Annotated in this window: 20 protein-coding genes; 16 read left to right on the forward strand and 4 right to left on the reverse strand. The window is 41.5% G+C overall.

Going from position 1 to position 24,183, the window contains the following annotated elements:
* Positions 1–92 precede the first annotated feature (92 nt).
* The 4 genes from HKX40_RS00940 (at position 93) to yfcF (ending at position 4,335) form a co-directional block, all read left to right on the forward strand.
* Entirely contained in the window at positions 93–917 is an 825-nt protein-coding gene (locus HKX40_RS00940; RefSeq protein ID WP_171587689.1) for an ABC transporter ATP-binding protein, read from the forward strand.
* Between the two features lie 12 nt (positions 918–929).
* On the forward strand, positions 930–2,234 hold the full coding sequence (locus HKX40_RS00945; RefSeq protein WP_171587690.1) for a phenylacetate--CoA ligase family protein: 1,305 nt from the start codon (positions 930–932) through the stop codon (positions 2,232–2,234).
* Between the two features lie 137 nt (positions 2,235–2,371).
* Positions 2,372–3,625, forward strand: coding sequence for an alanine racemase (alr, locus tag HKX40_RS00950; RefSeq protein WP_171587691.1), 1,254 nt, complete (start codon positions 2,372–2,374; stop codon positions 3,623–3,625).
* A gap of 74 nt (positions 3,626–3,699) precedes the next feature.
* Positions 3,700–4,335: a glutathione transferase gene (gene yfcF / locus HKX40_RS00955; protein ID WP_171587692.1), complete on the forward strand. Its 636-nt coding sequence runs from the start codon at positions 3,700–3,702 to the stop codon at positions 4,333–4,335.
* Position 4,336: 1 nt separating this feature from the next.
* Here the strand turns inward: yfcF and HKX40_RS00960 are convergent, their stop codons facing one another.
* The gene (locus HKX40_RS00960; RefSeq protein ID WP_171587693.1) at positions 4,337–4,969 is read right to left on the reverse strand and encodes a hypothetical protein; all 633 of its coding nucleotides are present in this window, start codon (positions 4,967–4,969) and stop codon (positions 4,337–4,339) included.
* 32 nt (positions 4,970–5,001) lie between these two features.
* Positions 5,002–5,508, reverse strand: a complete 507-nt coding sequence (gene def / locus HKX40_RS00965) for a peptide deformylase (RefSeq protein ID WP_171587694.1) — start codon at positions 5,506–5,508, stop codon at positions 5,002–5,004.
* A 362-nt stretch (positions 5,509–5,870) separates the two neighbouring features.
* Between def and dprA the strand changes: the two genes are divergently transcribed.
* Both dprA and HKX40_RS00975 read left to right on the forward strand, forming a co-directional pair.
* Entirely contained in the window at positions 5,871–7,001 is a 1,131-nt protein-coding gene (gene dprA / locus HKX40_RS00970) for a DNA-processing protein DprA (protein WP_171587695.1), read from the forward strand.
* A 174-nt stretch (positions 7,002–7,175) separates the two neighbouring features.
* The gene (locus HKX40_RS00975) at positions 7,176–8,093 is read left to right on the forward strand and encodes a hydroxymethylglutaryl-CoA lyase (protein ID WP_171587696.1); all 918 of its coding nucleotides are present in this window, start codon (positions 7,176–7,178) and stop codon (positions 8,091–8,093) included.
* A gap of 101 nt (positions 8,094–8,194) precedes the next feature.
* Here HKX40_RS00975 and HKX40_RS00980 read toward each other — a convergent pair whose 3' ends face one another.
* Entirely contained in the window at positions 8,195–8,992 is a 798-nt protein-coding gene (locus HKX40_RS00980; RefSeq protein WP_171587697.1) for an AraC family transcriptional regulator, read from the reverse strand.
* Between the two features lie 394 nt (positions 8,993–9,386).
* On the opposite strand from HKX40_RS00980, the gene HKX40_RS00985 reads away from it, so the two are divergent.
* From HKX40_RS00985 to HKX40_RS01005, 5 genes are read left to right on the forward strand one after another with little or no spacing between them, the layout of a single operon-like run.
* Positions 9,387–10,343 carry a 4-hydroxyproline epimerase gene (locus HKX40_RS00985; RefSeq protein ID WP_171587698.1) on the forward strand — a complete coding sequence of 319 codons (957 nt, stop codon included), beginning with the start codon at positions 9,387–9,389 and terminating at the stop codon, positions 10,341–10,343.
* Positions 10,340–11,587, forward strand: a complete 1,248-nt coding sequence (locus HKX40_RS00990; RefSeq protein WP_171587699.1) for an NAD(P)/FAD-dependent oxidoreductase — start codon at positions 10,340–10,342, stop codon at positions 11,585–11,587. Before HKX40_RS00985 ends, HKX40_RS00990 begins: the two co-directional genes overlap by 4 nt.
* A gap of 15 nt (positions 11,588–11,602) precedes the next feature.
* On the forward strand, positions 11,603–12,466 hold the full coding sequence (dapA, locus tag HKX40_RS00995; protein ID WP_171587700.1) for a 4-hydroxy-tetrahydrodipicolinate synthase: 864 nt from the start codon (positions 11,603–11,605) through the stop codon (positions 12,464–12,466).
* Between the two features lie 7 nt (positions 12,467–12,473).
* Positions 12,474–13,955 carry an aldehyde dehydrogenase gene (locus HKX40_RS01000; protein WP_216605124.1) on the forward strand — a complete coding sequence of 494 codons (1,482 nt, stop codon included), beginning with the start codon at positions 12,474–12,476 and terminating at the stop codon, positions 13,953–13,955.
* 27 nt (positions 13,956–13,982) lie between these two features.
* A complete protein-coding gene (locus HKX40_RS01005) occupies positions 13,983–15,434 on the forward strand; it encodes an alanine/glycine:cation symporter family protein (protein ID WP_171587701.1) in 1,452 nt (483 codons plus the stop codon).
* Positions 15,435–15,598: 164 nt separating this feature from the next.
* On the opposite strand, the gene HKX40_RS01010 is transcribed toward HKX40_RS01005, so the two are convergent.
* Complete coding sequence (locus HKX40_RS01010; RefSeq protein ID WP_171587702.1) at positions 15,599–16,411, reverse strand: thioesterase family protein; 813 nt, start codon at positions 16,409–16,411, stop codon at positions 15,599–15,601.
* Positions 16,412–16,822: 411 nt separating this feature from the next.
* Here HKX40_RS01010 and HKX40_RS01015 point away from each other — a divergent pair, with 411 nt between their 5' ends.
* The 5 genes from HKX40_RS01015 (at position 16,823) to asd (ending at position 24,047) form a co-directional block, all read left to right on the forward strand.
* Entirely contained in the window at positions 16,823–17,623 is an 801-nt protein-coding gene (locus HKX40_RS01015) for a hypothetical protein (protein WP_171587703.1), read from the forward strand.
* Positions 17,624–17,716: 93 nt separating this feature from the next.
* Positions 17,717–18,787 (forward strand): uroporphyrinogen decarboxylase, encoded by a 1,071-nt coding sequence (gene hemE / locus HKX40_RS01020; RefSeq protein WP_171587704.1) that lies wholly within the window; start codon positions 17,717–17,719, stop codon positions 18,785–18,787.
* Entirely contained in the window at positions 18,787–20,919 is a 2,133-nt protein-coding gene (locus HKX40_RS01025) for a primosomal protein N' (RefSeq protein ID WP_171587819.1), read from the forward strand. The genes hemE and HKX40_RS01025 overlap by 1 nt, the downstream gene beginning before the upstream one ends.
* An 8-nt stretch (positions 20,920–20,927) precedes the next feature.
* Positions 20,928–22,958 carry a UvrD-helicase domain-containing protein gene (locus tag HKX40_RS01030; protein ID WP_171587705.1) on the forward strand — a complete coding sequence of 677 codons (2,031 nt, stop codon included), beginning with the start codon at positions 20,928–20,930 and terminating at the stop codon, positions 22,956–22,958.
* 192 nt (positions 22,959–23,150) lie between these two features.
* On the forward strand, positions 23,151–24,047 hold the full coding sequence (asd, locus tag HKX40_RS01035) for an archaetidylserine decarboxylase (protein WP_216605125.1): 897 nt from the start codon (positions 23,151–23,153) through the stop codon (positions 24,045–24,047).
* The last annotated feature ends 136 nt before the right edge of the window (positions 24,048–24,183 follow it).

Consider the following 24,183-nt stretch of genomic DNA (forward strand, 5'->3'; position numbering starts at 1 on the left):
GGAGGGGCGAGCTTGAGTGAAAATCGTCCCCCCAGGAATGTTTACCCTAAAAAATCCCCACCCTGGCAAATAGTGACAAATAAGGAAGTATTATGGAAAACACACAGACAGCCAATAATGTCCTATTAGATGTAAACGGTATTGAGGTAATTTATAACCATGTTATCTTGGTGCTGCGAGGCGTCTCTTTGGTGGTGCCTGAGGGCAAAATCGTGGCGTTGCTGGGAGCAAATGGTGCAGGTAAAACAACGACACTTCGTGCAATTTCAAATCTATTACGAAGTGAACGTGGTCAAGTGACTAAGGGAAATATTCTTTATCGAGGAGAACGAGTAGAGGATATGACACCTGCAGACCTTGTGAAACGAGGAGTAATTCAGGTCATGGAAGGGCGTCATTGTTTTGGGCACTTAAGTATTGAAGAAAACTTACTCACAGGGGCCTATACACGTAATGCTAGTAAAGGAGATATTGCAGCTTCCTTGGATATGGTTTACCAATACTTTCCACGTCTTAAACAACGTCGCAATAGTCAGGCTGGTTATACCTCTGGAGGTGAACAGCAAATGGCGGCGATTGGGCGTGCTTTGATGGCTAATCCTAATATGATTTTATTAGATGAGCCATCTATGGGTTTGGCACCACAGATTGTGGAAGAAATTTTTGAAATTGTGCGTGATTTGAATACACGCGAAAAAGTGAGTTTCTTATTAGCTGAGCAAAATACTAATATTGCACTGCGTTATGCAGATTATGGCTATATCCTGGAAAGTGGTCGTGTCATGATGGACGGTACTGCTGAAGAATTAGCAAACAATGAAGATGTAAAAGAGTTCTATCTTGGTTTGGATAGCGGTAATCGTAAGAGCTTTAGAGATACGAAGTTTTATCGTCGTCGTAAGCGTTGGTTAGCATAAAAGAGGGGTGATATGGCTAAAGATTTTTATGATGCTCAAGAGACACAATCTCTTGAGGCTAGAGAGCTGCATTTGTTTAGTGCTTTACGAGATAATTTGCGTCAATTATCAGAGAGGGTGCCTGCTTTATCCAAACAGGTGGAAGGAATTAATATCAGCACATTAAACAGTCGAGAGGATCTTGCTCAAATTCCAGTGATACGTAAATCTGAATTGTTGGCTGCACAGACCTCTCAGCGAAAGGCTTTGCAAAAAGCCGAGCAAGGTGATGAGATTAATCGTATTTTTGGTGGATTCTCTGCAGTTGGTTGGGGACAGGCTGCTAGAGTGTTTTCCTCTCCTGGTCCTATTTTTGAACCTGAAGTAGCACGTACAGATTATTGGCGTATGGCAAGAGCGGTATATGCAGCAGGTATTCGCAAGGGTATGTTAGTGCATAATGCGTTTGCGTACCACTTTACCCCAGCAGGTTCCATGTTTGAGAGTGCGGCTTTGGCAGTGGGAGCTACAGTATTTCCTGCGGGCGTGGGTCAGACAGAAATGCAGGTCAGTGCTATTCATGATTTAAAACCAAATGCTTATATTGGCACCCCGAGTTTTTTGCGAATTATTGTGGAAAAGGCTGCAGAGTTGGGGGTGGATATTTCTTCTATTAAGCACGCTTTATTTTCAGCAGAGGCATTCCCTCCTTCCTTACAAAAATGGTTTGCAGAAAGAGGGATTGATGGTTATCAAGCATATGGTACTGCAGATTTGGGATTGATTGCTTATGAGACTAAAGCTCGAGAAGGCCTAGTTATCGCTGAAGATATTATTTTAGAGATTGTTAAACCTGGTACCAATGACCCAGTGCCTGATGGTGAGGTGGGTGAAGTGGTGGTGACAACACTGAATCCAGACTATCCATTGTTGCGTTTTGGGACAGGAGATTTGTCAGTTATTATGCCAGGCACATCCCCGTGTGGGCGTACCAATAGACGTATTAAAGGCTGGATGGGTCGAGCAGACCAGTCTGTAAAAGTACGGGGAGCTATGGTACATCCTAGTTTAGTGGATAAGGTGGTAAAACGGCACCCTGAAATAAAACGTGCACGTTTAGTCGTGACAGGGGCAATGGGCAAGGATGAATTGAGTCTTTGGGTGGCAATGCATCAACCCCTGACAGAAGCATTGATACAAGAAATACAAGTCTCTATCAAGGAGTTTATCAAGCTACGCACTGATATTGTGCAAAAAACAGAGAATGAACTAAAAAATGACGGTATTGTGATTGAGGACGCAAGGTCTTATGAAGAAAGAGTTTTATCGGCAGAATGACACTTTTTGTTTACTCGCATGATATGGTCTAACACTTCTTTAGAAAAAACAGTTAGTATGAGCATTCATGGGCCTGATATATAGGTGCTGTGTAAATATAGAGAAATGGATTGCTGTTATACCAAAGGAGAGTTGGAATGCAATTAACCACAAAGGCTTTAGTATTATGTATTAGTGCTGCTTTAATGAGTGCTACACCAGTGTGGGCAGCCCCTGATTTAAGTGTATCGGATATACACAAATCTTCTGTTAACCAAGAAAATGCAAATGCATGGCTTGAGGTTGATGTAGCTGCTTATGCACGCAACCTAGAAGCCATGAAAAAACATCTTGCGGGTAAGGCGCAAATTTGTGCTATTCTAAAAGCTGATGCTTATGGCAATGGTATTGATTTATTGATGCCTGCCGTGATAGCACAGAATATTCCTTGCATTGGCATCGCGAGTAATGAAGAAGCACGTATAGCTCGCAAACATGGTTATAAGGGACGTATTGTCCGTGTTCGTACAGCAACGCTAGGTGAGATTCGGGATGGATTTAAATATCACATGGAAGAAATGTTTGGTAATCTCTCTCAAGCAAAAGCAGTAGACGCTTTGGCAGCCAAACAAGGTAAGAAACTTAAATTCCATTTGGCATTGAATTCAGGAGGGATGAATCGCAATGGTTTAGATTTGTCGATTCCTGGAGCCAAGGAGGACGCAATTGCTATGACACAATTGCCACATCTACAAATTGTTGGCATCATGACACATTTCCCGGTGGAAGACAAAGAAGATGTTAAAAAAGGATTGGCTATTTTTGACCAAGATTGGAAATGGGTAATCGACAATGCTAAGTTAGACCGTAGCAAAATCACGATTCATGCAGCTAACTCTTTTGTTTCGCTAGAAGAGCCTAATGGTTGGTATGATATGGTACGCCCAGGAGGTATTTTATTTGGTGAAACTGCTTATAACCGACCAGAGTATGAATATATCATGTCCTTTAAAACGAAAGTAGCAAGTGTGAATAGCTACAAAAAAGGGACTACAGTTGGTTATGATCGTACGTTTACATTGACGCGAGACTCGCGCTTGGCTAATTTGCCGTTTGGGTATTCTGATGGTTATCGACGAGTCTTTACCAACAAAGGGCATGTGTTAATTAGAGGACATAAAGTGCCAGTGGTAGGTAAAGTATCCATGAATACTACGATGGTAGATGTGACAGATTACCCTGATATTCAGGCTGATGATGAAGTGGTGATTTTTGGTAAACAGGCAGGTGCTGAAATTACACAATCAGAGGTAGAGGAAATTAATGGGGCTTTATTAGCTGACTTGTATACGGTGTGGGGAAATTCTAATCCTAAATTCCCTAAAATCAATAAAGGTATTCAACAAAAATAAGGTACATGATGATACGGTGAATGGACTTTCAAGAGTCCATTCACGTGTTTGGATATAGGTAATAAGGAGTATTGATGCATCCTCTTGTGTTATACCTAGAAAAAACTTATGTTAGCCCTTATGCGATGTCGGTGTATGTTGCGTTAAAGGAAAAAGAAATAGACTTTACAATTCATACGATTGATTTAGAAAAAGAAGAGAACAGACAGGATTTTTATATAGCAGTTTGTCCCACGGAAAAGATTCCCTGCTTGGAGTTGGCAACAGGGGAGTTTCTTTTTGAGTCTATGGCAATAACTGAATTTTTAGAAGATTATTACAACGATTCTAATCGGTGTCATCTTTACCCTAAAAATATCATAGATAAGGCGAAATGTAGAAGTGTGCAATCACTAGTAAAAAGTGATTTTCTCACGATAAAAAAAGAAATGCCTTCGACCACAGTGTTTGGCATTGACAAGCCAAACTTTAAGCACTCTGATGAGTTGGAAAGAGAAATCCAGAAGTTGATTCGGGTTGCTCAGTCTACCATTCAGCATGAATGGCTTACGGAAGTATGGAGCATTGCGGATTTTGATCTGGCTTTTATGCTTAATAGGTTAGCGAAGAACGGCATTCCACTAGACCAGAAACTATCAGATTATATTGAGAAAAACTGGTCTCTATCTTCTGTTCAAAGTTGGTTGACTCTTCAGAAAACTGCTCATTGATTTATTTTGTATTCTTTTTGCCTAGTAACTTATAAGCCTCAAACCAATCTTGCATAGGTGATAAGCCCATGCCTTTGGTTAAAGTACTATAACCAAGGCAAGCAACGGGATACTGAGCTTCTGGTTCTGTTTGAAAGAATAGTTGGAGAGAGTAATCTGCCATACGAGAGAAAGCACAAAAGATAGGGCTTTCTCCTACTTTCAAATGAGGCATGGCATGGATTGTTTTAGTGACACAACTGAGCTGATTGCCACAGGCCACTTTAATGTAGCGCAGAAGTTCGGAATGTTTAATTCCTTTTTCTTTCATTGACAAGCTCATACTCACCAAAGAATCCAAGGTTTGAGCTAAATCATCAGTTGTTTTAGTCTGTGCTGCAACCTGTAATGCGGTTAAATAGGGATTGGTAATCTCTTGTGAATGCATCGACATTTTATTTGGACAGCTTGAAGGCATTTCTAGTTTAGTCGTGCCATTGATGAGTTGCTCTCCTACAGTGACGAGTTGCTGAAATTGCTCTTCGGTGACTTGTTCAGGCGGTTGACAGACTATATCTGCGGGAGTAGTTGCAGTAGCAACAGAAGTGAATAGGCTGCTTCCCAGTAGGGTAAGGATGAAGAAAATCACTTTCATAAGGTGCATATACCATCTCAAAAAGTAGCAACCTAGATATTTTGCTTGGCTTGTTTTTTGATTTTGGTCTTTATCCGACTCTGTTTGAGTTGAGAAAGACGCTCGACAAATACTTTGCCCATCAAGTGGTCAAGCTCATGTTGGACACAGATAGCTAGCAAACCATCTGCATGAAATTCGTATTCTTCACCGTTTTCATTTAGGGCTTTGACTTTAACTTCAGCATGACGAGTGACTTTATCATAAATACCAGGCACAGATAAGCACCCCTCTTCATATACGGTCATCTCTTCACTGGTCCAAGTGATTTCTGGGTTAATCAACACACGCAGTTCATTACGCTCTTCGGATACATCAATGACTACTACACGCTCGTGAATATTGACTTGGGTGGCGGCCAAACCTACACCTTCTGCTTCATACATTGTCTCAGCCATATCTTTAACAAGTTGACGGATGCGATCATCAATTTGTGCAACAGGTTTAGCCACGGTATGTAAGCGAGCATCAGGATAATGAAGAATCGGTAATAAAGCCATAGTTGTTTTAATAAAATCAATAAGATGAAAACAGATTATAGCGGAATTGGTGGATAGATGGAATAAGCTGTGAGATTACTTCTTACAGAAGCAAACAGTTTTTCCATGTAGCTGTATAGTGTTTTCTGCAATTTAAAACTTTTTAGTGAGGTGCTGCTTGCCACTGAATTAATTGAAAAGGCTATAACGTCTAGGAAAAGAGAAATGGGGATTATAGAGTGAAATTTCAAAGCAAAGAGGAGGTCCTCAATGAGAAATGGGGAATACTCATATAAAGTGAGGAGGATGCTTTCATCCTTTCCTTGCTTGCTCAAAACAAATTGCTACGTATAATAGAGGACATTACCTTACAGAGGATAGTTATGCCTATTACATCACCCAATCTTTCTGAGTTACATGCATGGTTGCGGTTGACACTAGAGCCTGGCTTGGGTGCGGTGTCTGCTAAAAATCTTTTGATGCGTTTTGGTCTACCAGAGGCAATTTTTGAGGCCAAGATGGTAGATTTAGGGAGTATTGTTGGTGAAAAAATGGCATTGCAGCTCAAAGCACCTTGTAGTGAGCAAATTCAGTCCCATATTGATAAGACGCTTGTATGGTTAGAACAAGATGATCATCACATTCTTACGCTAGCTGATCAGTACTATCCTAAGCCGTTGTTAGATACCCATGACCCTCCTGTTTTGCTTTATGTAGATGGGCAATTAGCTGTTTTTGAGAAACTTGCTATGGCGATTGTAGGGACGCGTAATGCCACACTGGGAGGGGAGCAGAATGCGCGGGCATTTGGTAAATATATCGCACAACAGGATTGGTGTGTGGTGAGTGGTCTGGCTCAAGGAATCGATGGTGCTGCGCATGAGGGTGCTTTATCATCAGGCAAGGAGGCTGCTACTGTTGCGGTAATGGGGACTGGAATTAATCGAATCTACCCAGCACATCATCGAGATTTAGCGCTACGTATTAAGCATCAGGGGGCTTTGGTGACAGAATATCCATTAGATACCCGTGCACAGCCCTTTCAATTTCCTGCCCGTAATCGTATTGTTGCTGGACTTTCTAAAGGAGTAGTGGTTGTAGAGGCTGCTCAGCAGAGTGGTTCATTGATTACGGCACGTATGGCAGGAGAGATTGGCCGAGAGGTTTTTGCAATTCCAGGCTCAATTCACTCACCAGTTTCTCGAGGCTGTCATCAGCTTATTCGGCAGGGAGCAAAGCTTGTTGAAACAGGGCAGGATATTATCGAAGAGTTGGGCTATTTGGTGAGCAATAAAGCACCGCAACCAGATGAGCTTTCAAAAAAAGGGAATATCCCTATTGAGTTTCGACGTATATTAGATATGATAGGGTTTGATGCGACACCACTTACAGTCATCCAGCAGTCCTTGGGTCTTAGCGATGCTGAGTTAAGTACTACTTTAATGAATATGGAATTGCAAGGGTTGCTGGTACGCTTAGCTGATGGGCGTTATCAGCAGGTGCATGGGGAATAGTGTCAATACAGGAGTGCTTGTAATACTTATTCCTCCTCAACAGATATGGATTGGGTGCTGAGCAATGACTGCCTAGAGTATACCTTGTATTGTTGCCCTGAAGAGGGGTATTTTTGCACTCATAGCATATGTTGTTAATAGATTTTTAGTATACAGAAGAAAATAGGAGACTAAATGCAGGTTTCAAAAGTAAAAATTGTTGAAGTTGGTCCTCGTGATGGACTTCAAAATGAAAAAGAATTTGTTCCTACCGAGGTCAAAGTTGAACTTATTAATCGTTTAACAGATGCTGGCTTTTCTAATATTGAGTCTGCTTCTTTTGTTTCCCCTAAATGGGTGCCTCAGATGGCTGATGGTAGCGAAGTGATGGCACAGATTCAGCGTAAACCAGGGGTGATTTACTCCGCACTAACTCCCAATATGAAAGGACTAGAGGCAGCGATAGCAGCAAAAGCAGATGAAGTGGTGATTTTTGGGGCTGCCAGCGAGGCTTTTTCTCAGAAAAATATTAACTGTTCCATCGCTGAATCCATCGCTCGTTTTGCTCCTGTGGCTGAGGTAGCATTAGCCAATGGTATTCGTTTACGTGGAAGCATTAGCACATCATTTGGTTGTCCATATCAAGGAGAGGTTCCTGTGGAGTCTGTATTAGATGTCGTGAAGCGTATGCAGGACTTGGGAGTGCAGGAGTTTGATATTGCCGATACTATAGGGGTTGGTACTGCCAAACAAGTTTATGAAGTGATGTCACGGGTAACAGAGATTGTTTCCCCAGAACGTGTAGCAGGGCATTTTCACGATACTTATGGGCAAGCATTAGCCAATATTCTTTCATCGCTACAAGCAGGTATTCATATTTTCCACTCTTCTGTAGCTGGGTTGGGTGGTTGTCCTTATGCCAAAGGAGCTACAGGCAATGTAGCCACTGAAGATGTGTTGTATATGTTGCACGGCATGGGGATAGAGACTGGTATTGATTTAGACAAAGTGATTGAGGCAGGAGATTTTATTTCTCGTCATTTAAATCGCCTCAATGCTAGCCGAGTAGGGCGTGCAATTCTTAATAAACGTGCGAACTCTTCATGTAACTAGTTATTTACAGCTTTGTTTATAAAGGTTTTTGGCGTTTTGGTTGCTTATTTTGTCGTTGCGGTGAGGATACATCTAGTTTAACGATAAGTTTGAGGATTTTCTCAATCCGCATCGCAACTCACATTTAATACAGCCCGACGAGCTTTGAAATCAGAAGGTGATACTCCAAGCACTTGTTTAAACTGTCTTGTAAAGGCACTATGGTCACTATATCCACAGCGATTGGATATATCGGTAATGGAGTAATGCTTGCCCAGCAAATCTATGGCTCGTTCAATTCGTTTCTTTTGGATATACTGTGATGGAGTAATGCCAAAGAGTTTCTTGAATGAGCGTTCAATTTGTGCTGTGGACAGACCAGAGACACATTCTAAGTCTTGCATTTTAATAATATTTTCTAGATTGTTCTGAATGTACTGATTAATAAGGATAATTTTTTTATTCAGTGCAGGCTTATTATGATTATTAGTATCTATATCAATAGATGCTCCCATCATAGCAATAATATGGTTATTGACATCGTAGATGGGCATTTTATTTGTGATGCACCAACCAAGTTCCCCTGAAGTATAGATGTGAAGTTCAAGTTGATTGACGATACTTTTGCCTGTAGATAATACTGTTTCGTCTTGCTGGGTATATATTTTTCCCCATTCAGAGGAGAAAACACTTTCAGAGGTTTTTCCTTCAAGCTCTTGTGCCGATAGTTGTAGTCTACATAATAAGGTTTCATTGGCGAAGCAATACTCTGCTTGTGTATTTTTAACAAAAAATACAACATTAGTCAGGGTCTGGAGCATCGGAGCGAACAGGCGCAGACTTCGCAACAAGTCTTGTAAGTCTTTGGGGCGTTCAATTTGTTGGAAAGTGGACAAAGCATCAATTTTGGCTATATTCATGATAATTTCAGAGAAGAAACCAAAGCATCATTGTAGGCAAAGGAAAGTAAAATCTTTATACCTATATGGAAAGTATGACAATTTATCAAAGGAAGAATGAGTTTTGACAGTTCTGCTACTAAATTCTAAATAAAAGTATAAGAAACGGGAATTGCATAGCTTGCCACAAGGTAACGGAAAAATCATATGCTTTTTTATGGTGCAAATCAAACATTTTTCACTTGGCCTTCTGTCTTTACTTGCTCTTATTAGGGAAATCGATAATATCTGAATCCCCTTATAGATGGTGATTTTGAGAGTATTGGGCTGATTTCTACATTTATTTATCGAAAATTATCAAGACGATTAGAAAGTATTTTTGTATTGTTGCTCTATTGTTTTGCAAGGAGTGCATATGCTTTCTCATTATCAAAAACTTAAATTGATTGATTCCCATACGGGAGGAGAGCCTACCCGCGTTGTGTATGAGGGTTTTCCTACTCTGGAGGGGAAGACATTAAAAGAGAAACGAGACGATTTTGAAAAACGTTTTGATTATTTGAGGAAGTCTCTAATCTTGGAACCTAGAGGTGCAGATGTGCTGGTAGGGGCTTTGCTGTGTGAGCCAGAGCATGATGATTCTGTAGCAGGGGTGATTTTCTTTAACAACGCTGGCTATTTAGGCATGTGTGGGCATGGCACTATTGGTGTAATTGAGACTTTGCGTTATCTTGGCAGAATAGAGCCTGGCGTGCATCGGATTGATACACCTGTAGGAACCGTTGAGTGTACTTTACATGAAAATAATGAAGTCAGTGTGCGAAATGTTCCAGCTTATCGCTACAAGAAAGATGTTGTAGTCAATGTGGACGGTATTGGTGCTGTGACTGGTGATGTGGCATGGGGAGGCAATTGGTTTTTCCTTGTTAGTAATCATGGGCAACGTGTTGCTGCTGATAATCTTGAAGAGTTGACACACTACGCATGGAAGGTTCGTCAGGCACTAGATACACAAAAAATCCGGGGGGCCAACAATGGTCTAATTGATCATATTGAACTGTTTGCGGAAACTGAAACTGCGGATAGTCGTAGCTTTGTTCTTTGTCCTGGTAAAGCCTATGATCGCTCCCCTTGTGGTACTGGCACTAGTGCTAAATTAGCCTGTTTAGCAGCGGATAAAAAACTTGCCCCACAGACACAGTGGATACAAGAAAGTGTTATCGGTAGTCATTTCAAAGCATCTTATCAGTTAATGGAAGGAGACAATCAGCATATTGTCCCAACTATTACTGGTCGTGCTTATATCCATGCAGATAGCACCTTATTGCTAGATGACGAAGATCCATTTAAACATGGGATTGTGACGGCATGAATGAAACACAAACCTTCTCAGTAGCTGTTGTTGGTGGTGGTATTGTTGGTTTAAGCATTGCACTGACATTACAGCAAGCAGGTGAGCGAGTGGTTATTTTTGACAAAGATGCTTTAACCTCTGGAGCTTCTTGGGGGAATGCAGGACATATAGCCACTGAGCAAGTTTTTCCAATTGCCTCGTTGGCAACATTAAAACAAGTTCCCAAGATGCTGATGGATCCTTTAAGTCCTTTGCGTTTAGATTGGAAGTATTTGCCAACAATTTTCCCTTGGTTAATGCGGTTGGTGTGGAATATGCGACCATCTAAAGCATATGCCATTCATCAAGCCCTGAAAGTATTAAATGATAGAAGCCTTGAGGCTTGGCAACAGTTTGTACAACAGTGGGAATGCAAGGATTACTTGGCAGTCAAGGGGTCTTTACTTGTTACTGAAAAAACAGAAAATGTCCAAGTACTGCAATCTGAGGTGGATAAGTTCCAATCTATCGGAATAGACGCTCGGTGGCTTAACAAAGTAGAGTTACACGATAAAGAGCCTAATCTTCATGACAATTTATTGGGGGGTATTTTCTTTCCTCAGACTGGGCATGTGCACAATATTCCTCAACTTATGCAGATTTTAAAGAACAAGTTTTTGCAACTGGGGGGTACAGTAAGGGAACATACTGAGGTTTTGGATATACAGAATCGGAGTAATGGTTTAGCGGTGGTGGTGCAAGGAGACTCTATCCAGACAAAACGTATCATTATTGCCGCTGGGGCATTTTCCAAGAAATGGGCAAAGCTATTGACAGGTATTGATGTACCATTGGATACAGAGCGTGGTTATCACTTGATGCTTCCTTCTGCCCAAAATCTGCTTTCTATTCCTGTCACTAGTTATGAACGTCGCTTTATCATGACCCCCATGGATCAGGGCTTGCGTTTAGCTGGTACTGTGGAGTATGCAGGACTTGATGCTGCTCCAAATATGCCAAGGGCAACACAACTCTATACCTTGGCAAAACCATTATTGAAGATTCCGTTAAGTGCTGAAAATAGCCAACCCTGGATGGGTTTTCGACCTTCCATCTCAGATTCTTTACCCGTGATTGATAAAAAAGAGCAAGTGATTTTTGCATTTGGACATCAACATTTGGGTCTAACACAAGCACCACTAACAGCGCAGTTAGTGAAACAACTTTACTTTAACGAACCAACAGCTTTTGATCTTAATGCTTATCGTCTAGATCGATTCTAACACTAGGAGAATGATATGAATATTGAAGGTATTTTAGTGCCTATCGTAACGCCATTTACAGCTGACAACAAAATTGATGTGGTCAAATTAGAACAGCTTGTCAATGAGTTTATCGCTCGCAAGGTTACTGGTATCGTTGCTTGCGGTACAACAGGTGAGTATTATTCTTTCTCACCAGAAGAGCGTGAGATGGTACTTAAAACTATCCATAAAGCTGCTGCCGGTCGTTGTACCTTAATTGCAGGTATCAGTGATATGTCCACAGAGCTTGCAGCCAAGCGTGCAGTAGAAGCCAAGGAGTTGGGCTATGATGGATTGATGTTATCAGCACCTCCTTATAGCCTCCCATCACAACAAGGCATTATTGAACACTTTGAGTATGTTGCCTCTAAGACAGATCTTCCTATCATTATGTATAACTTTCCTGCTCGTGTGGGGGTTGCAATTGAATTTGAAACAGTAGAGTACCTTGCTAAGCATCCTAATATTGTGGGTATTAAAGAAAGTACAGGTAATTTTTCTAATGCCTTACGTATGTTGCAAGCAAAATTTGAGAACTTTGAGGTGGTATGTGGTTGTGATGATCAACCTCTAGATTTTTTCTTTTGGGGTGCAAAGAGTTGGATTGCAGGGGCTGCCAACGTATTTCCTGATGAACAAGTAGCTCTTTATAATGCTGCTAAAGCTAAGGATTGGGATAAAGCCAAAGCTATCCTTACTTCTATTTATCCTGCTTTACATTCTATGGAGTCTGGTGATTACAACCAAAAAGCAAAAATTGGTTGCCTACGAGGTGAGCTTTCTGCAGGAAAAGTAAGACTGCCTTTACATAATTTATCAGAGCAAGAAGCAAAAGAGTTTTTAGCATTGTTAAAGTAAGGAAGATATGATGAGTAAAACACAAGAAATTTTTGATTTAGCTGCCAAGGGTCAACTTTGGGCAGGACATCTAATTCCTGGTTATGTCACATCAGAGTCTAAACTCGAAACACGCACTCCCATTGATGATTCCTTAATTGGCTATATTGCTGATGGTGATGCTCATACAGTAGATGCGGCAGTCAAGGTGGCCAGACAGACTTTTGAAAGTGAAGTATGGTCTGGTTTGTCTCCAGTGGCTAGACGTGAAGTGATGATGCGTTGGGCAGATTTGATTAAAGAAAATGCAGAGGAGTTAGCTGCTTTAGATTGTATTGATGCTGGAAAACCTATCTCTGAATGTCAGAATACTGATATGCCAGCTACGATAGAAACATTTTATTTTTATGCGGAGTGTATTGATAAGCAGTTTGGCAAAGTAGCTCCTACAGATGATAGTGCTTTAGGTCTTATTGTATATGAGCCTATAGGGGTTGTAGGTACAGTATTGCCTTGGAATTTCCCTGCACAAATGTTTGCATGGAAAGTTGTGCCTGCTCTTGCCGCTGGTAATAGTGTGATAGTAAAACCAGCAGAGTTAACCTCATTGAGTGCCTATCGTATGGTCCAACTCGCTCATCAAGCAGGTGTTCCAGAAGGTGCCTTGACTTTGGTATGTGGTCTTGGTGAGAAGGTTGGTAAGGCTATCGGGTTACACAGCGATGTAGATATGGTGGCATTTACAGGTTCCACAGAGGTAGGCCGTTATTTTCTTGAGTATTCGGCCAAGAGCAACATGAAAGAAATTGTCTTGGAGTGTGGCGGTAAAAGTCCTCAAGTTGTTTTTGATGATGCGGATTTAGATAAAGCAGCGCCTTCTATTCTTGCTGCAGCATTTTGGAATATGAGTGAGAATTGTAGTTGTGGCTCTCGCCTTATTGTTGATGCCAAGATTAAAGATGCTTTACTTGAAAAATTAAAAGTAGGTTTATCAGCATGGAAATTGGGAGATCCTCGTCAGGCAGATGTTAACTTAGGCCCTATGGTTGAAAAAGCACATTTTGAGAAAGTGATGGGTTATCTTGATGTGAGTCAAAAAGAGGGTGGTAAGGTTGTTGTGGGAGGTAAAGTTCACACTGAATTAGGTAGTGGTTGGTATATTGAACCAACTATTATTGATGGAGTAACTGCAGATATGACCCTGTTCAAAGAGGAGGTTTTCGGCCCCTTACTTGCAGTGACTACTTTCACAACAGAACAAGAAGCGATTCAGTTGGCAAATGATTCTTCTTATGGTTTGGCAGCTTCTTTTTATACGCAGAATATTCACCGTGCTCATAAAGTTGCCAAGAAAATCCGAGCAGGCACTGTGTCTGTTAATGGGTTCTCAGAGGGTAGCATTGCTACTCCATTTGGTGGGTATAAACAATCAGGTTTTGGTGGTCGTGATAAAGGTATTGAGGCCCTAGAACAATATCTACAACCTAAAACAATTTGGTTTGTTGAATAAGCATAAATACTAAACAGGAGTACAACAATGGAATCAATTGTTAATAATATTGCAGGTTATATTTGGAGTGATGCACTGGTCTACTTAGCATTACTGGTAGGTTTATACTTTACAGTGGTGACTCGGGGTGTGCAATTTCGTTATTTTTCTGAAATGATTCGCTTATTAAAAGAGAAAAATACCTCTCACACGGGTATATCCTCTTTTCAAGCGTTTTGTATGTCACTTTCTGGCCGTATTGGTGTGGGTAATATTGCGGGGGTGGCAACAGCGATTGCAACTGGGGGACCAGGGGCGGTATTTTGGATGAATGTGATGGCATTACTAGGAGGTGCTAGTGCATTTATCGAATCTACTTTGGCACAAGTGTATAAAGAGAAAACAGGGTCAGAATATCGTGGGGGGTCGCCTTTTTATATTGAAAAAGGCTTGAAGTTAAAAGCCTTTGCGATATTTGTTGCTTTTGTAGTGTGCTTAAGTTATGGTGTCCTTGTTCCTGGTGTACAAGCCAATACCATTGCTGCCTCTTTTGAAAATGCTTTTAATCTACCAACGTGGGTAACCGGTGCTATTATTGTTGTTCTATTGGCATTCCTAATCTTTGGTGGTATTAAGCGTATTGCACGTGCTGCTGATTTAATGGTGCCTTTCATGGCTTTTGGCTATGTTATTTTCATGTTAATTGTGCTTGTTACGCATGTGGGTAACTTACCTGATGTGATTGCTGTAATCTTTAAGAGTGCCTTTGGGATTGATGCTGTTTTTGGAGGTATCGTGGGAACTGCTATTTCTTGGGGTGTTCGTCGAGCGGTATTCTCTAATGTGGCAGGCGCTGGTGAGGCGACTTTCAGCTCTGCTGCTGCAGAAGTTTCACATCCAGTCAAACAAGGTCTTGTACAAGGATTCTCTGTGTACATTGACACTGTAGTGGTATGTACAGCAACAGCGATTATGATTCTTTTAACTGGTATGTACAACGTGATTCCTCCTGGAGCAACTACACCATTGGTAGAAAATATGCCAGGTGTGGCGGCGGGTACAGCCTTTACACAAGCAGCGTTGGCGACAGTATTTGGTAATTTAGGTCCAATCTTTGTTTCTATTGCAATTTTCTTCTTTGCTTTCACTTGCTTGATGGCGTACTACTATATTGCAGAGACTACATTGGTCTACCTTAATAAGAAAATGGAAAGTAATGTGCTTTCATTGATTTTAAAAGTAGTATTCCTTGTCGTCGTATACATGGGGAGTGTGAAGTCTGCAGGGCTTATGTGGGGGCTTGGTGACATTGGTTTTGGTAGTATGTGCTACCTTAATTTAATTGCTATTGTGCTATTAACCAAACCAGCATTAGCAACCTTGAAGGATTATGATTATCAAAAATCACAAGGTATTGATCCTGTTTTTGATCCTCGCAAAGCTGGGGTGGATAATGCGGATTTTTGGATTGAGTATGCAGACAAAGCTGCTAAAAAGTAAGAAGATATATGAATGCCATTATATGTGATGGCACTGTCTATATAATGCAAAAGCGTGGTAGTTAAGGCTATCACGCTTTTTAAGTTTGTCGGCTTGTTGTTCTGAGGGCATAACTTCCCTTTAGTCGTTTTAACCAACAAGGGTGAAAGAAAGCGTGCCTCTTTCTAGGTAGATGGAGGCATGGGACGAATAGTCAGGATTTGTTCACTGCGTCCAAATGGTCCATGTATATCATGCAAGATTGAGCTTGTTAGACCTATACCATCATCGCCGAATTGTTGGACGGTTTCAAGTCCTAGCCAGGACCCTTTGGGAATACGATACATATGGATTTGTAAATCAAGGTTAGGAAAAGCCCAGTCAAAAGGAACTTGCTGTCGGGTTACGATACCATTTGCTGTGTCAACAAGTCCCATGAGTTTAGCAAAATCGCTAGTTTGCTCCCCCTCTACTAAAGTCTTATCTGTTGATAGCCAGACTAACCCTTTTCCCGGACGTCTATCAGGTGCTGCTCTGGGGCTTATTGATTGGATATAACCGCCTGGCCATATACGAATCCCATCCCATGGTTGTAGCTCAGAAGGGGAAGTGACAACCTTATCTTCTATTCCCATAATAGCACGTGTATCATGCATCACAATGCGCCATGCTCTTGCTACAATGCAAATTTTTCCCTGTGCACGTAATGTAGCCTCAATGAGTTCAATAGTTTTGCCGGGACGAATGGCTTTGGTTTCAATAGTAAATTGATCTAGATGGATTAAACCAAAAATATCAAAGCTAATGCGTCCAATGCGTAAATGAGGTTTGTGTTGAAACAGTTCTAATTCTCTGGCCAGAATACCACTAGCTGGCGCCATGTGCTGTTCATGAGGGTTCCAAGCCCCTTGTGCATGGACAGTGGGTTCATAAGTAGTGATGGTAGAGCCATCTGCTAGTACCTCATGAGAGAGGCGGCGATAGTAAGCATCTGTCATATAAAAAGTCTCCTGTGGGTTATTACTTTACGTTAACGTTAAGAGAAAAACAAGTAAGGGAAAACCTTAGGGGATAAGGGGGGTTATAAACCCGCCTATTAGGATTTTTTACAACAATTCAAAAATCTTTATTTATAAGAAAATTTTTCAGTCTATAAGTAAATGCGACTGTTATTTGTGATGAATATGACTTTTATGTCATGAACACATGCGAGTCATCAAAAAAATATAAATAGGTTTAACTATCTATCCATTAACCATATAGAAATGGTGCATTTGTTGAAAAAAGGAAAGTATAAATCTCGTAGAAATCCGCATATAAATTCCACTGATGTAGTAGAAAGAGTGGCATTTGTTAGCATACATTTCCTTACAAAAGAGGAGCGTTTGTATATGTTTTAGGAGAGTGTTATGCGAGACAAAATTGAGTGCGGTATCTTTTCTTTAGGATTGTTTGGTGAGTGGATTGACACTTTTATTGAACAAATACACCAACAAACAGATAAAATCAGGTTATTTAAAATTGATGTTGGCGTGTTTGTCCCATTAGATGCTTTTCAGGTGGGAGGCATGAGTTTTCCTCATCCCCAAGTGTTTCATGAACTATCTCTGGTTTTTGAACGCTATGATTGTATTATCATACCCATCACACCTGAAACCCTGATATGGACTCGGATTGTACTATCACAGCTACAGTCTCCATTGAAGTTTCCTCTCGTTGCTTTGTCGCATCGAGTGCAGCCAATTGCGTTTGTGGATATGGCAGGCAAGGGTATTAGTGATTATATCTTTGAGGGGGATAGTGCAATCGTATTGAGAGTTAGATTACTCAATGCATTGGGTAGACAGAAAACATTGCTGGCTCAAGAAAGATTAGTTACAACAGACAGAATAGGGGATGAACCTAGGCAAGAGGTTTCTAGTCGAGTTTTATCGTTCTTCGCTAATTTGCTTCAGGAAGAAAAAGAACGTAAACGGCGCAGAAGTATAGGATCTTCCCAGAGCAATAAAATTGAAAATGTAGATTATGCAGAAACATTTCAAGTGGCCAAAGCGAGGGTGGTGACAGAGTTCGAGAGAAAATATGTGGTAAATGCGTTGCGAGCAGCTAATGGTAATATTGCTGTTGCAGCACAGCGTGCTAATAAACACCGGCGAGCCTTTTGGGAGTTGCTGCGTAAATATCAAATTGATCCAGATGATTACCGCTAATAGGGTAAAATATGCCATTACACCCCAATGGTGACTATAGATGGTCAGCAAAGGGATTTATGTTACTTAACCGTTTTAGAAAATAAGGTTTTTATGTTTGCTCCACTAAAAAATGATACTTTCCTTCGTTCTTTGCAGCGTCAAAAAGTTGACTACACTCCTGTGTGGTTAATGCGTCAGGCAGGACGCTATCTCGCCGAATATAATGCGACACGTGCCAAGGCAGGGTCATTTTTGGGCTTAGCAAAAAATCCTGAGTTTGCTTGCGAGGTAACATTGCAACCTATTGATCGTTATCCGCTTGATGCAGCAATTTTGTTCTCCGATATATTGATGATTCCAGACGCCATGGGTCTGGGATTGGAATTCGTGGCTGGAGAAGGTCCTCAATTCGCTCATCCATTACGTAGTGAGGCTGATGTAGCCAAACTTGCTGTGCCAGATATGAATAAACTTAGGTTCGTATTTGATGCAGTAACCTTAATTCGCAAGGAGTTAAATGGGCGTGTACCATTGATTGGTTTTGCTGGTAGTCCTTGGACAATTAGCTGCTATATGGTTGAAGGGCAAGGATCTAAAGAATATCGCACCATCAAGACGATGCTATATTCACAACCTGATTTATTAAAACAGATTTTATCGGTGGCAGCACAATCTACTGCTCTTTACCTGAATGAGCAAATCAAAGCAGGTGCACAAGCCGTAATGATTTTTGATAGCTGGGGTGGTGTATTGGCTGATGGTAAGTACCAAGAATTCTCACTACACTACATTAAGCAAGTAGTTGATAGTCTTATTCGTACGCATAATGGTGAGCGTATTCCTGCTATTGTCTTTACAAAGGGCGGGGGTCTATGGGTAGAAGAGATTGCTGATATTGGTTGTGATGCAGTGGGTTTAGACTGGACAATGAGTCTAGGCAAAGCACGTCGCTTAACGGGGGACAAAGTGGCATTACAAGGGAATATCGATCCTATGGCTTTATTTGGTAGTTCAGAAGCTATTCGAGCAGAGGTTCGTCGAGTGATAGATGATTTCGGTCCTGTTGGCACTGGTGGTCATGTATTTAACCTAGGTCATGGTATTTCTCAGTTCACAAATCCTGACCATGTGGCGATATTGATTGATGAAGTGCATAACTACAGTAAAGCTATGCACAGATGATGAATAACGTTTGGGTTCGTGTTGCACTAGATGTACCTTTGGAGGCGGAGTTTGATTACCGTGTTCCCGAAGGTATGTCTGTCGCGCGAGGCCAGCGTGTCATAGTGCCTTTTGGTACTCAGAAGCATATCATTGGGGTGGTCACACACCTATTGTCACAGACAGATATTCCAGCAGATAAACAAAAGGACATCATTCAGGTACTAGATGACTTGCCTGCATTTTCTGAAAATTGGCTTGCCTTATGTGAATTTTCAGCACGATATTACTTGCGTCCTGTAGGAGAGGTGATATTGCCCGTGTTGCCTCCTCCGTTGCGTAAAGTGAGTGCTTATATGGGTAAGTCTGCTACTAGCCCTGTCGAGCGACTTGATAAAAAAATTCATCAGCAGCAACTTAAAGCTGAGCGTATAAAGCAAAAAGAAGAGCAAAAAGCAAAGAAGGAAAAATCTAGCATTGCCGATATTCTGTCTGCAGAGATGACGCATGCTACAAATATTCAGCTTAATGTAGAGCAACAGGTGGCGGTTGATACTATTAGTCAGACCCAAGGATACAAGACTTTTTTACTACATGGTATCACGGGTAGTGGTAAGACCGAAGTCTACCTCCATGTGATGCAACAAAAACTCTCTGAGGGTAAACAAGTCATTTTCTTGGTGCCTGAAATTAATCTTACTCCTCAGTTTGAGCAAATTCTACGTCAGCGATTTGAACCACTTTATGGAGAGCAAGCGATTGCTATTATGCACAGTGGACTTTCTGATGGAGAGCGTTTGCAGGCATGGGTTAATATGCAGCGTGGTGTTACAAAGGTTATTCTCGGGACGCGAATGTCTATTTTTGCCCCATTAGATAACCTTGGGTTGATTGTTGTAGATGAAGAGCATGATGCCTCGTACAAGCAGCAAGATGGGCTTCGTTATTCTGCTCGAGATTTGGCAGTATGGCGAGCACACCAGTTGGGCATTCCTGTCGTATTGGGTTCTGCGACTCCTTCATTAGAGTCATGGCAACAAGTGTTTACCCATAGATATACTAAGATTGCTCTAACACAACGTGCAAGTAGTTCAAGCTTGCCGCAGATTCGTCTTATCAATACGAAAAAAATGCGACTGAATCAGGGACTGTCACCTGATTTAATCAGTGCAATTGATGAACGCCTACAGCGTGGCGAACAGGCTATGGTGTATTTAAATCGCCGAGGGTTTGCTCCGGTATTGCGTTGTACTGCTTGTTCCTGGACCAGTGTTTGTCTGCGGTGTTCAGCTCATATGGTAATACATCAATCTGCAGGGCAAGTGCCAACTCTGCAATGTCACCACTGTGGATATACTGCACGTATACCTTTAAAATGTCCAGAGTGTGGTAATCAGGATTTGAGTGCCTTGGGTTATGGGACACAACGTGTCGAAGAAGTATTAGCCCAGACATTTCCACAAGCAAGGATTCAACGTATTGATGCGGATAGTACACGTCTTAAAGGAAGTGCAGCAAAATTATTTGAGCAAGTACATACTGGTGATGTTGATATTATCGTTGGTACGCAGATGCTAGCTAAAGGGCATGATTTCAAACGTTTAAGTCTTGTGGGTGTTTTGAACGCGGATATGATGCTGTTTAGTGGTGATTTCCGTGCTCCAGAGCGACTATTTGCCCAGTTGATGCAGGTGTCGGGGCGAGCAGGGCGGCATTTACGTGATGCAGAGGTATTAATCCAAACAGAGTATCCAGAGCATCATCTATATCAGTCCCTGATTCGACATGACTATGAGCAGTTTGTGGCGGATGCATTAGGTGAGCGTAAGGCTGCAGGACTGCCTCCTTTTGGACATCATGTGTTGATTGTGGCTCAAGCTCGTGCATTAGATGAGGCACTGGAGTTTTTGCGTGTGATTATTGATGTGGCTAAGGCACAGTTTGCTAATTATTTGGAGGGTGTTCAGCTTTACGATCCTGTACCCTTACGGATTGTGCGTGTGGCTAATATCGAGCGAGCCCAGCTACTAGTGGAGGGCTCCTCTCGCTCCGCATTGCATAGGTTTATGTCTCTTTGGTTAGCTGAAATTTATCAACACTATCGTTCACACAAGGTACGGTATTTTGTTGAAGTGGACCCATTAGAAATATAGTAATTATTATGATAGAGCATTTAGGTCTTAATCCTACACAAAAAGAGGCTGTTTTATATCTAGACGGTCCCTGCCTTGTATTAGCTGGTGCAGGAAGTGGTAAAACACGTGTTATTACCCAGAAAATAGCTTACTTAATTAACCAATGTGGTTATGATGCACGCTCTATTATCGCACTGACATTTACTAATAAAGCAGCCAAAGAGATGGTTGAGCGAGTTAGTCAGATTGTGGAGAAAAAGTCGGCTAAAGGTCTTACCGTCTGCACCTTTCACGCATTAGGGGTGCGATTTTTGCGTCAAGAAGCCAAGCATTTAGGCCTGAAAGAAAGTTTTTCGATTTTAGATTCAACTGATGCAGGACAGATTATCCAAGAAATGTTAGCGACTACGGATAAAGTGCGTATTCGTATTATCCAGCAACAAATTTCTTTATGGAAAAATGACTTGCTTTCCCCTGACGATGTTATCCCTGTGACCCCTGATGAGCGGGAAGCTCAGCGAATTTACCGCAATTATGAGGCGACGTTGAAAGCTTATCAATCCGTTGATTTTGATGATTTGATTCGTTTGCCTGTATTGTTAATGAGGGATAATGAGGAGGTAAGAGATCGTTGGCAAAAGCGAGTGAAGTACTTGCTAGTTGATGAGTATCAAGATACGAATGTGTGCCAATACGAGTGGGTAAAACTGTTGACAGGTTGGCATAATCGCTTTACCGCCGTGGGAGATGATGACCAGGCTATTTATGCTTGGCGAGGGGCGACAATAGAGAATCTTGCTAAACTCACAAAAGAGTACCCTAATCTTAAAGTGATCAAGTTAGAGCAGAATTATCGTTCAGTGGATACGATTCTGACAGCAGCAAATAGGGTGATTTCACATAACCCCAATCTTTTTAAGAAAACACTTTGGTCTACCTTGGGTAAGGGGGAGCCTATTCAAGTTATCAGTATGGAAAATGAAGAGGCAGAAGCAGAAACTGTGGGTATGCGTATTTCAGCAGCTCATTTTAATAAAAAAGCACAGTGGAAAGACTTTGCAGTACTTTATCGTGGCAACCATCAGGCACGTATCTTTGAGCAAGCATTTCGTCAATTACGTATCCCTTACAGTATTTCTGGCGGTCAAAGTTTTTTCGATAAAGCAGAAATTCGTGATATTTTGGCGTATATGCGTCTGATTGCGAATGAAGATGATGATCCTGCTTTTATCCGTTCTGTGACAACGCCTCGCCGTGGGGTAGGACAGACAACACTAACTCATTTAGGGGAGTTTGCAGTACGCAAACAATGCGGACTTTTTGCAGCAATTTTTGAGCCTGATGTCATTGAAGTCATTGCTGAGCGACAACTTAAGCCATTGATGGCATTTGCACAATTTATTCAGAATATCCAAGTAAGAGCCTCTAAGCCAGTTGAGCAGCAATTAGCCAGTGAGTTGCTTGATGAGATGATGGATTATATACGTTATGAGGATTATCTTTATGAGCATCATGATGATAGAGCAGCACAGTCACGCTGGCAAAATGTACTTGACCTTATTGAGTGGCTAAAACGTAAGGCGCAGGAGGAAGATATGCGCTTTATTGATTTAGTGCAACATATTGCATTGATTACCATGTTAGAACGCAATGAGCAAGAGCAGGAGCAAGATGCGGTGACGCTAAGCACACTACATGCCTCTAAAGGATTGGAGTTTCCTTATGTACATATGGTGGGAGTAGAAGAGGGCCTTTTGCCTCATATGGGGAAAGAAGACGAGTATGGAGATCCCAATAAAGACAATGAAGAAATGTATGTGCAACGTATCCAAGAAGAACGTCGTTTAATGTATGTAGGCATTACACGGGCTCAGTATGAATTAACCCTTACTTGGTGTAAGAAACGCAAGAAAAATCGAGAGGAATTAATCCGCGAGCCATCTCGTTTTATTGCAGAAATGGGGCTAGAAGATGGTAAGCAGACCATGAGTGACCCGTTTAAGGGAATGAGTGTAAAAGAGCGGTTGGCTCAACTTAAACAGATGCTAAAGTCATAATCTGCTTAACGCTTATTCATATGGCTAGTGATAAGGTTTGCTCAACAAATATTGAGTGACTGCACTTTAAAGGATGGGGGCTTGTTTGTCATGGACCCAGTTAAGTAGACTGTGTTGTAGAGATGAGCTTTAGTGTAGATGAGCAAAAACTACAGCTCTGCTACAATAGCATTTCTATTTTGATAAGGATATATGATGTCATTAAAAGCTTACCCATCTCCTAGTTACCTCCAACGACTCAAAATTGCTTTGCATTATGTGCTACCACAGCTAGCAATTACACGGGTGGCAGGATGGTTTGCCGAAAAAGAGTGGGGAGTAGTGACACATGCTGTTATTCGTCTTTTTGTGAAATGCTATAAAGTCAATCTATCCGAGGCGGAATATGAGCATCCGCAGGATTATGCTAGTTTTAATCAGTTTTTTATTCGTCCACTTAAGGCGAATGCACGTCCTATCGTAGCAGATGAAAAATCACTTTGCTTGCCTGCAGATGGTTGTGTGAGTGAGGTGGGCAAGATTGAGCAAAATCGTCTTATCCAAGCCAAAGGGCATCCATTTACGTTGGAAGCCCTACTTGCGGGTGATGAGGAGCTGGCTCAACTATTTATCAATGGACAGTTTTTGACAACATATCTTTCTCCTCGCGACTACCACCGTGTGCATATGCCATGTGATGGCACATTACGTAAAATGATTTATGTTCCAGGAGAATTGTTTTCTGTAAATCCGTTTCTCGCTCATCATATTCCTGATTTGTTTGCTCGTAATGAGCGTGTAGTTTGCATGTTTGATACAGCTTTTGGGCCTATGGTGCAAATTCTTGTGGGGGCAACCGTGACCGCCAGCATGAGTACAGTTTGGGCAGGGGTGATTAATCCGCCTCGGCTACAGCAAATTGTAGTACGCGAATATCCTAGCTCTGGGGATAGTGCTGTGAGGTTAAAAAAAGGTGAGGAGATGGGAGCCTTTCGTTTAGGATCAACAGTCATTAATCTCTTTCCAGAGGGGGTGATTGATTTAAATCTGAATTTACAGGCGGGAGAGCCTACAGTGATGGGAACGCTGTTGGGGAATATTAAAGAATAATAATGATACTAATAAAGCGAGGCAATTTTACTGCTTGTGAATAGTTGTGCATTTGCCCTGTTGTGGATGAAAGCAGTGAAATATATAAATCCAAAGGTATGCTTGATTAAGCATGCCATCGCATTATCAAGATATT

The organism is Pelistega europaea (genome assembly GCF_013133775.1).
GTDB lineage: Bacteria > Pseudomonadota > Gammaproteobacteria > Burkholderiales > Burkholderiaceae_B > Taylorella > Taylorella europaea.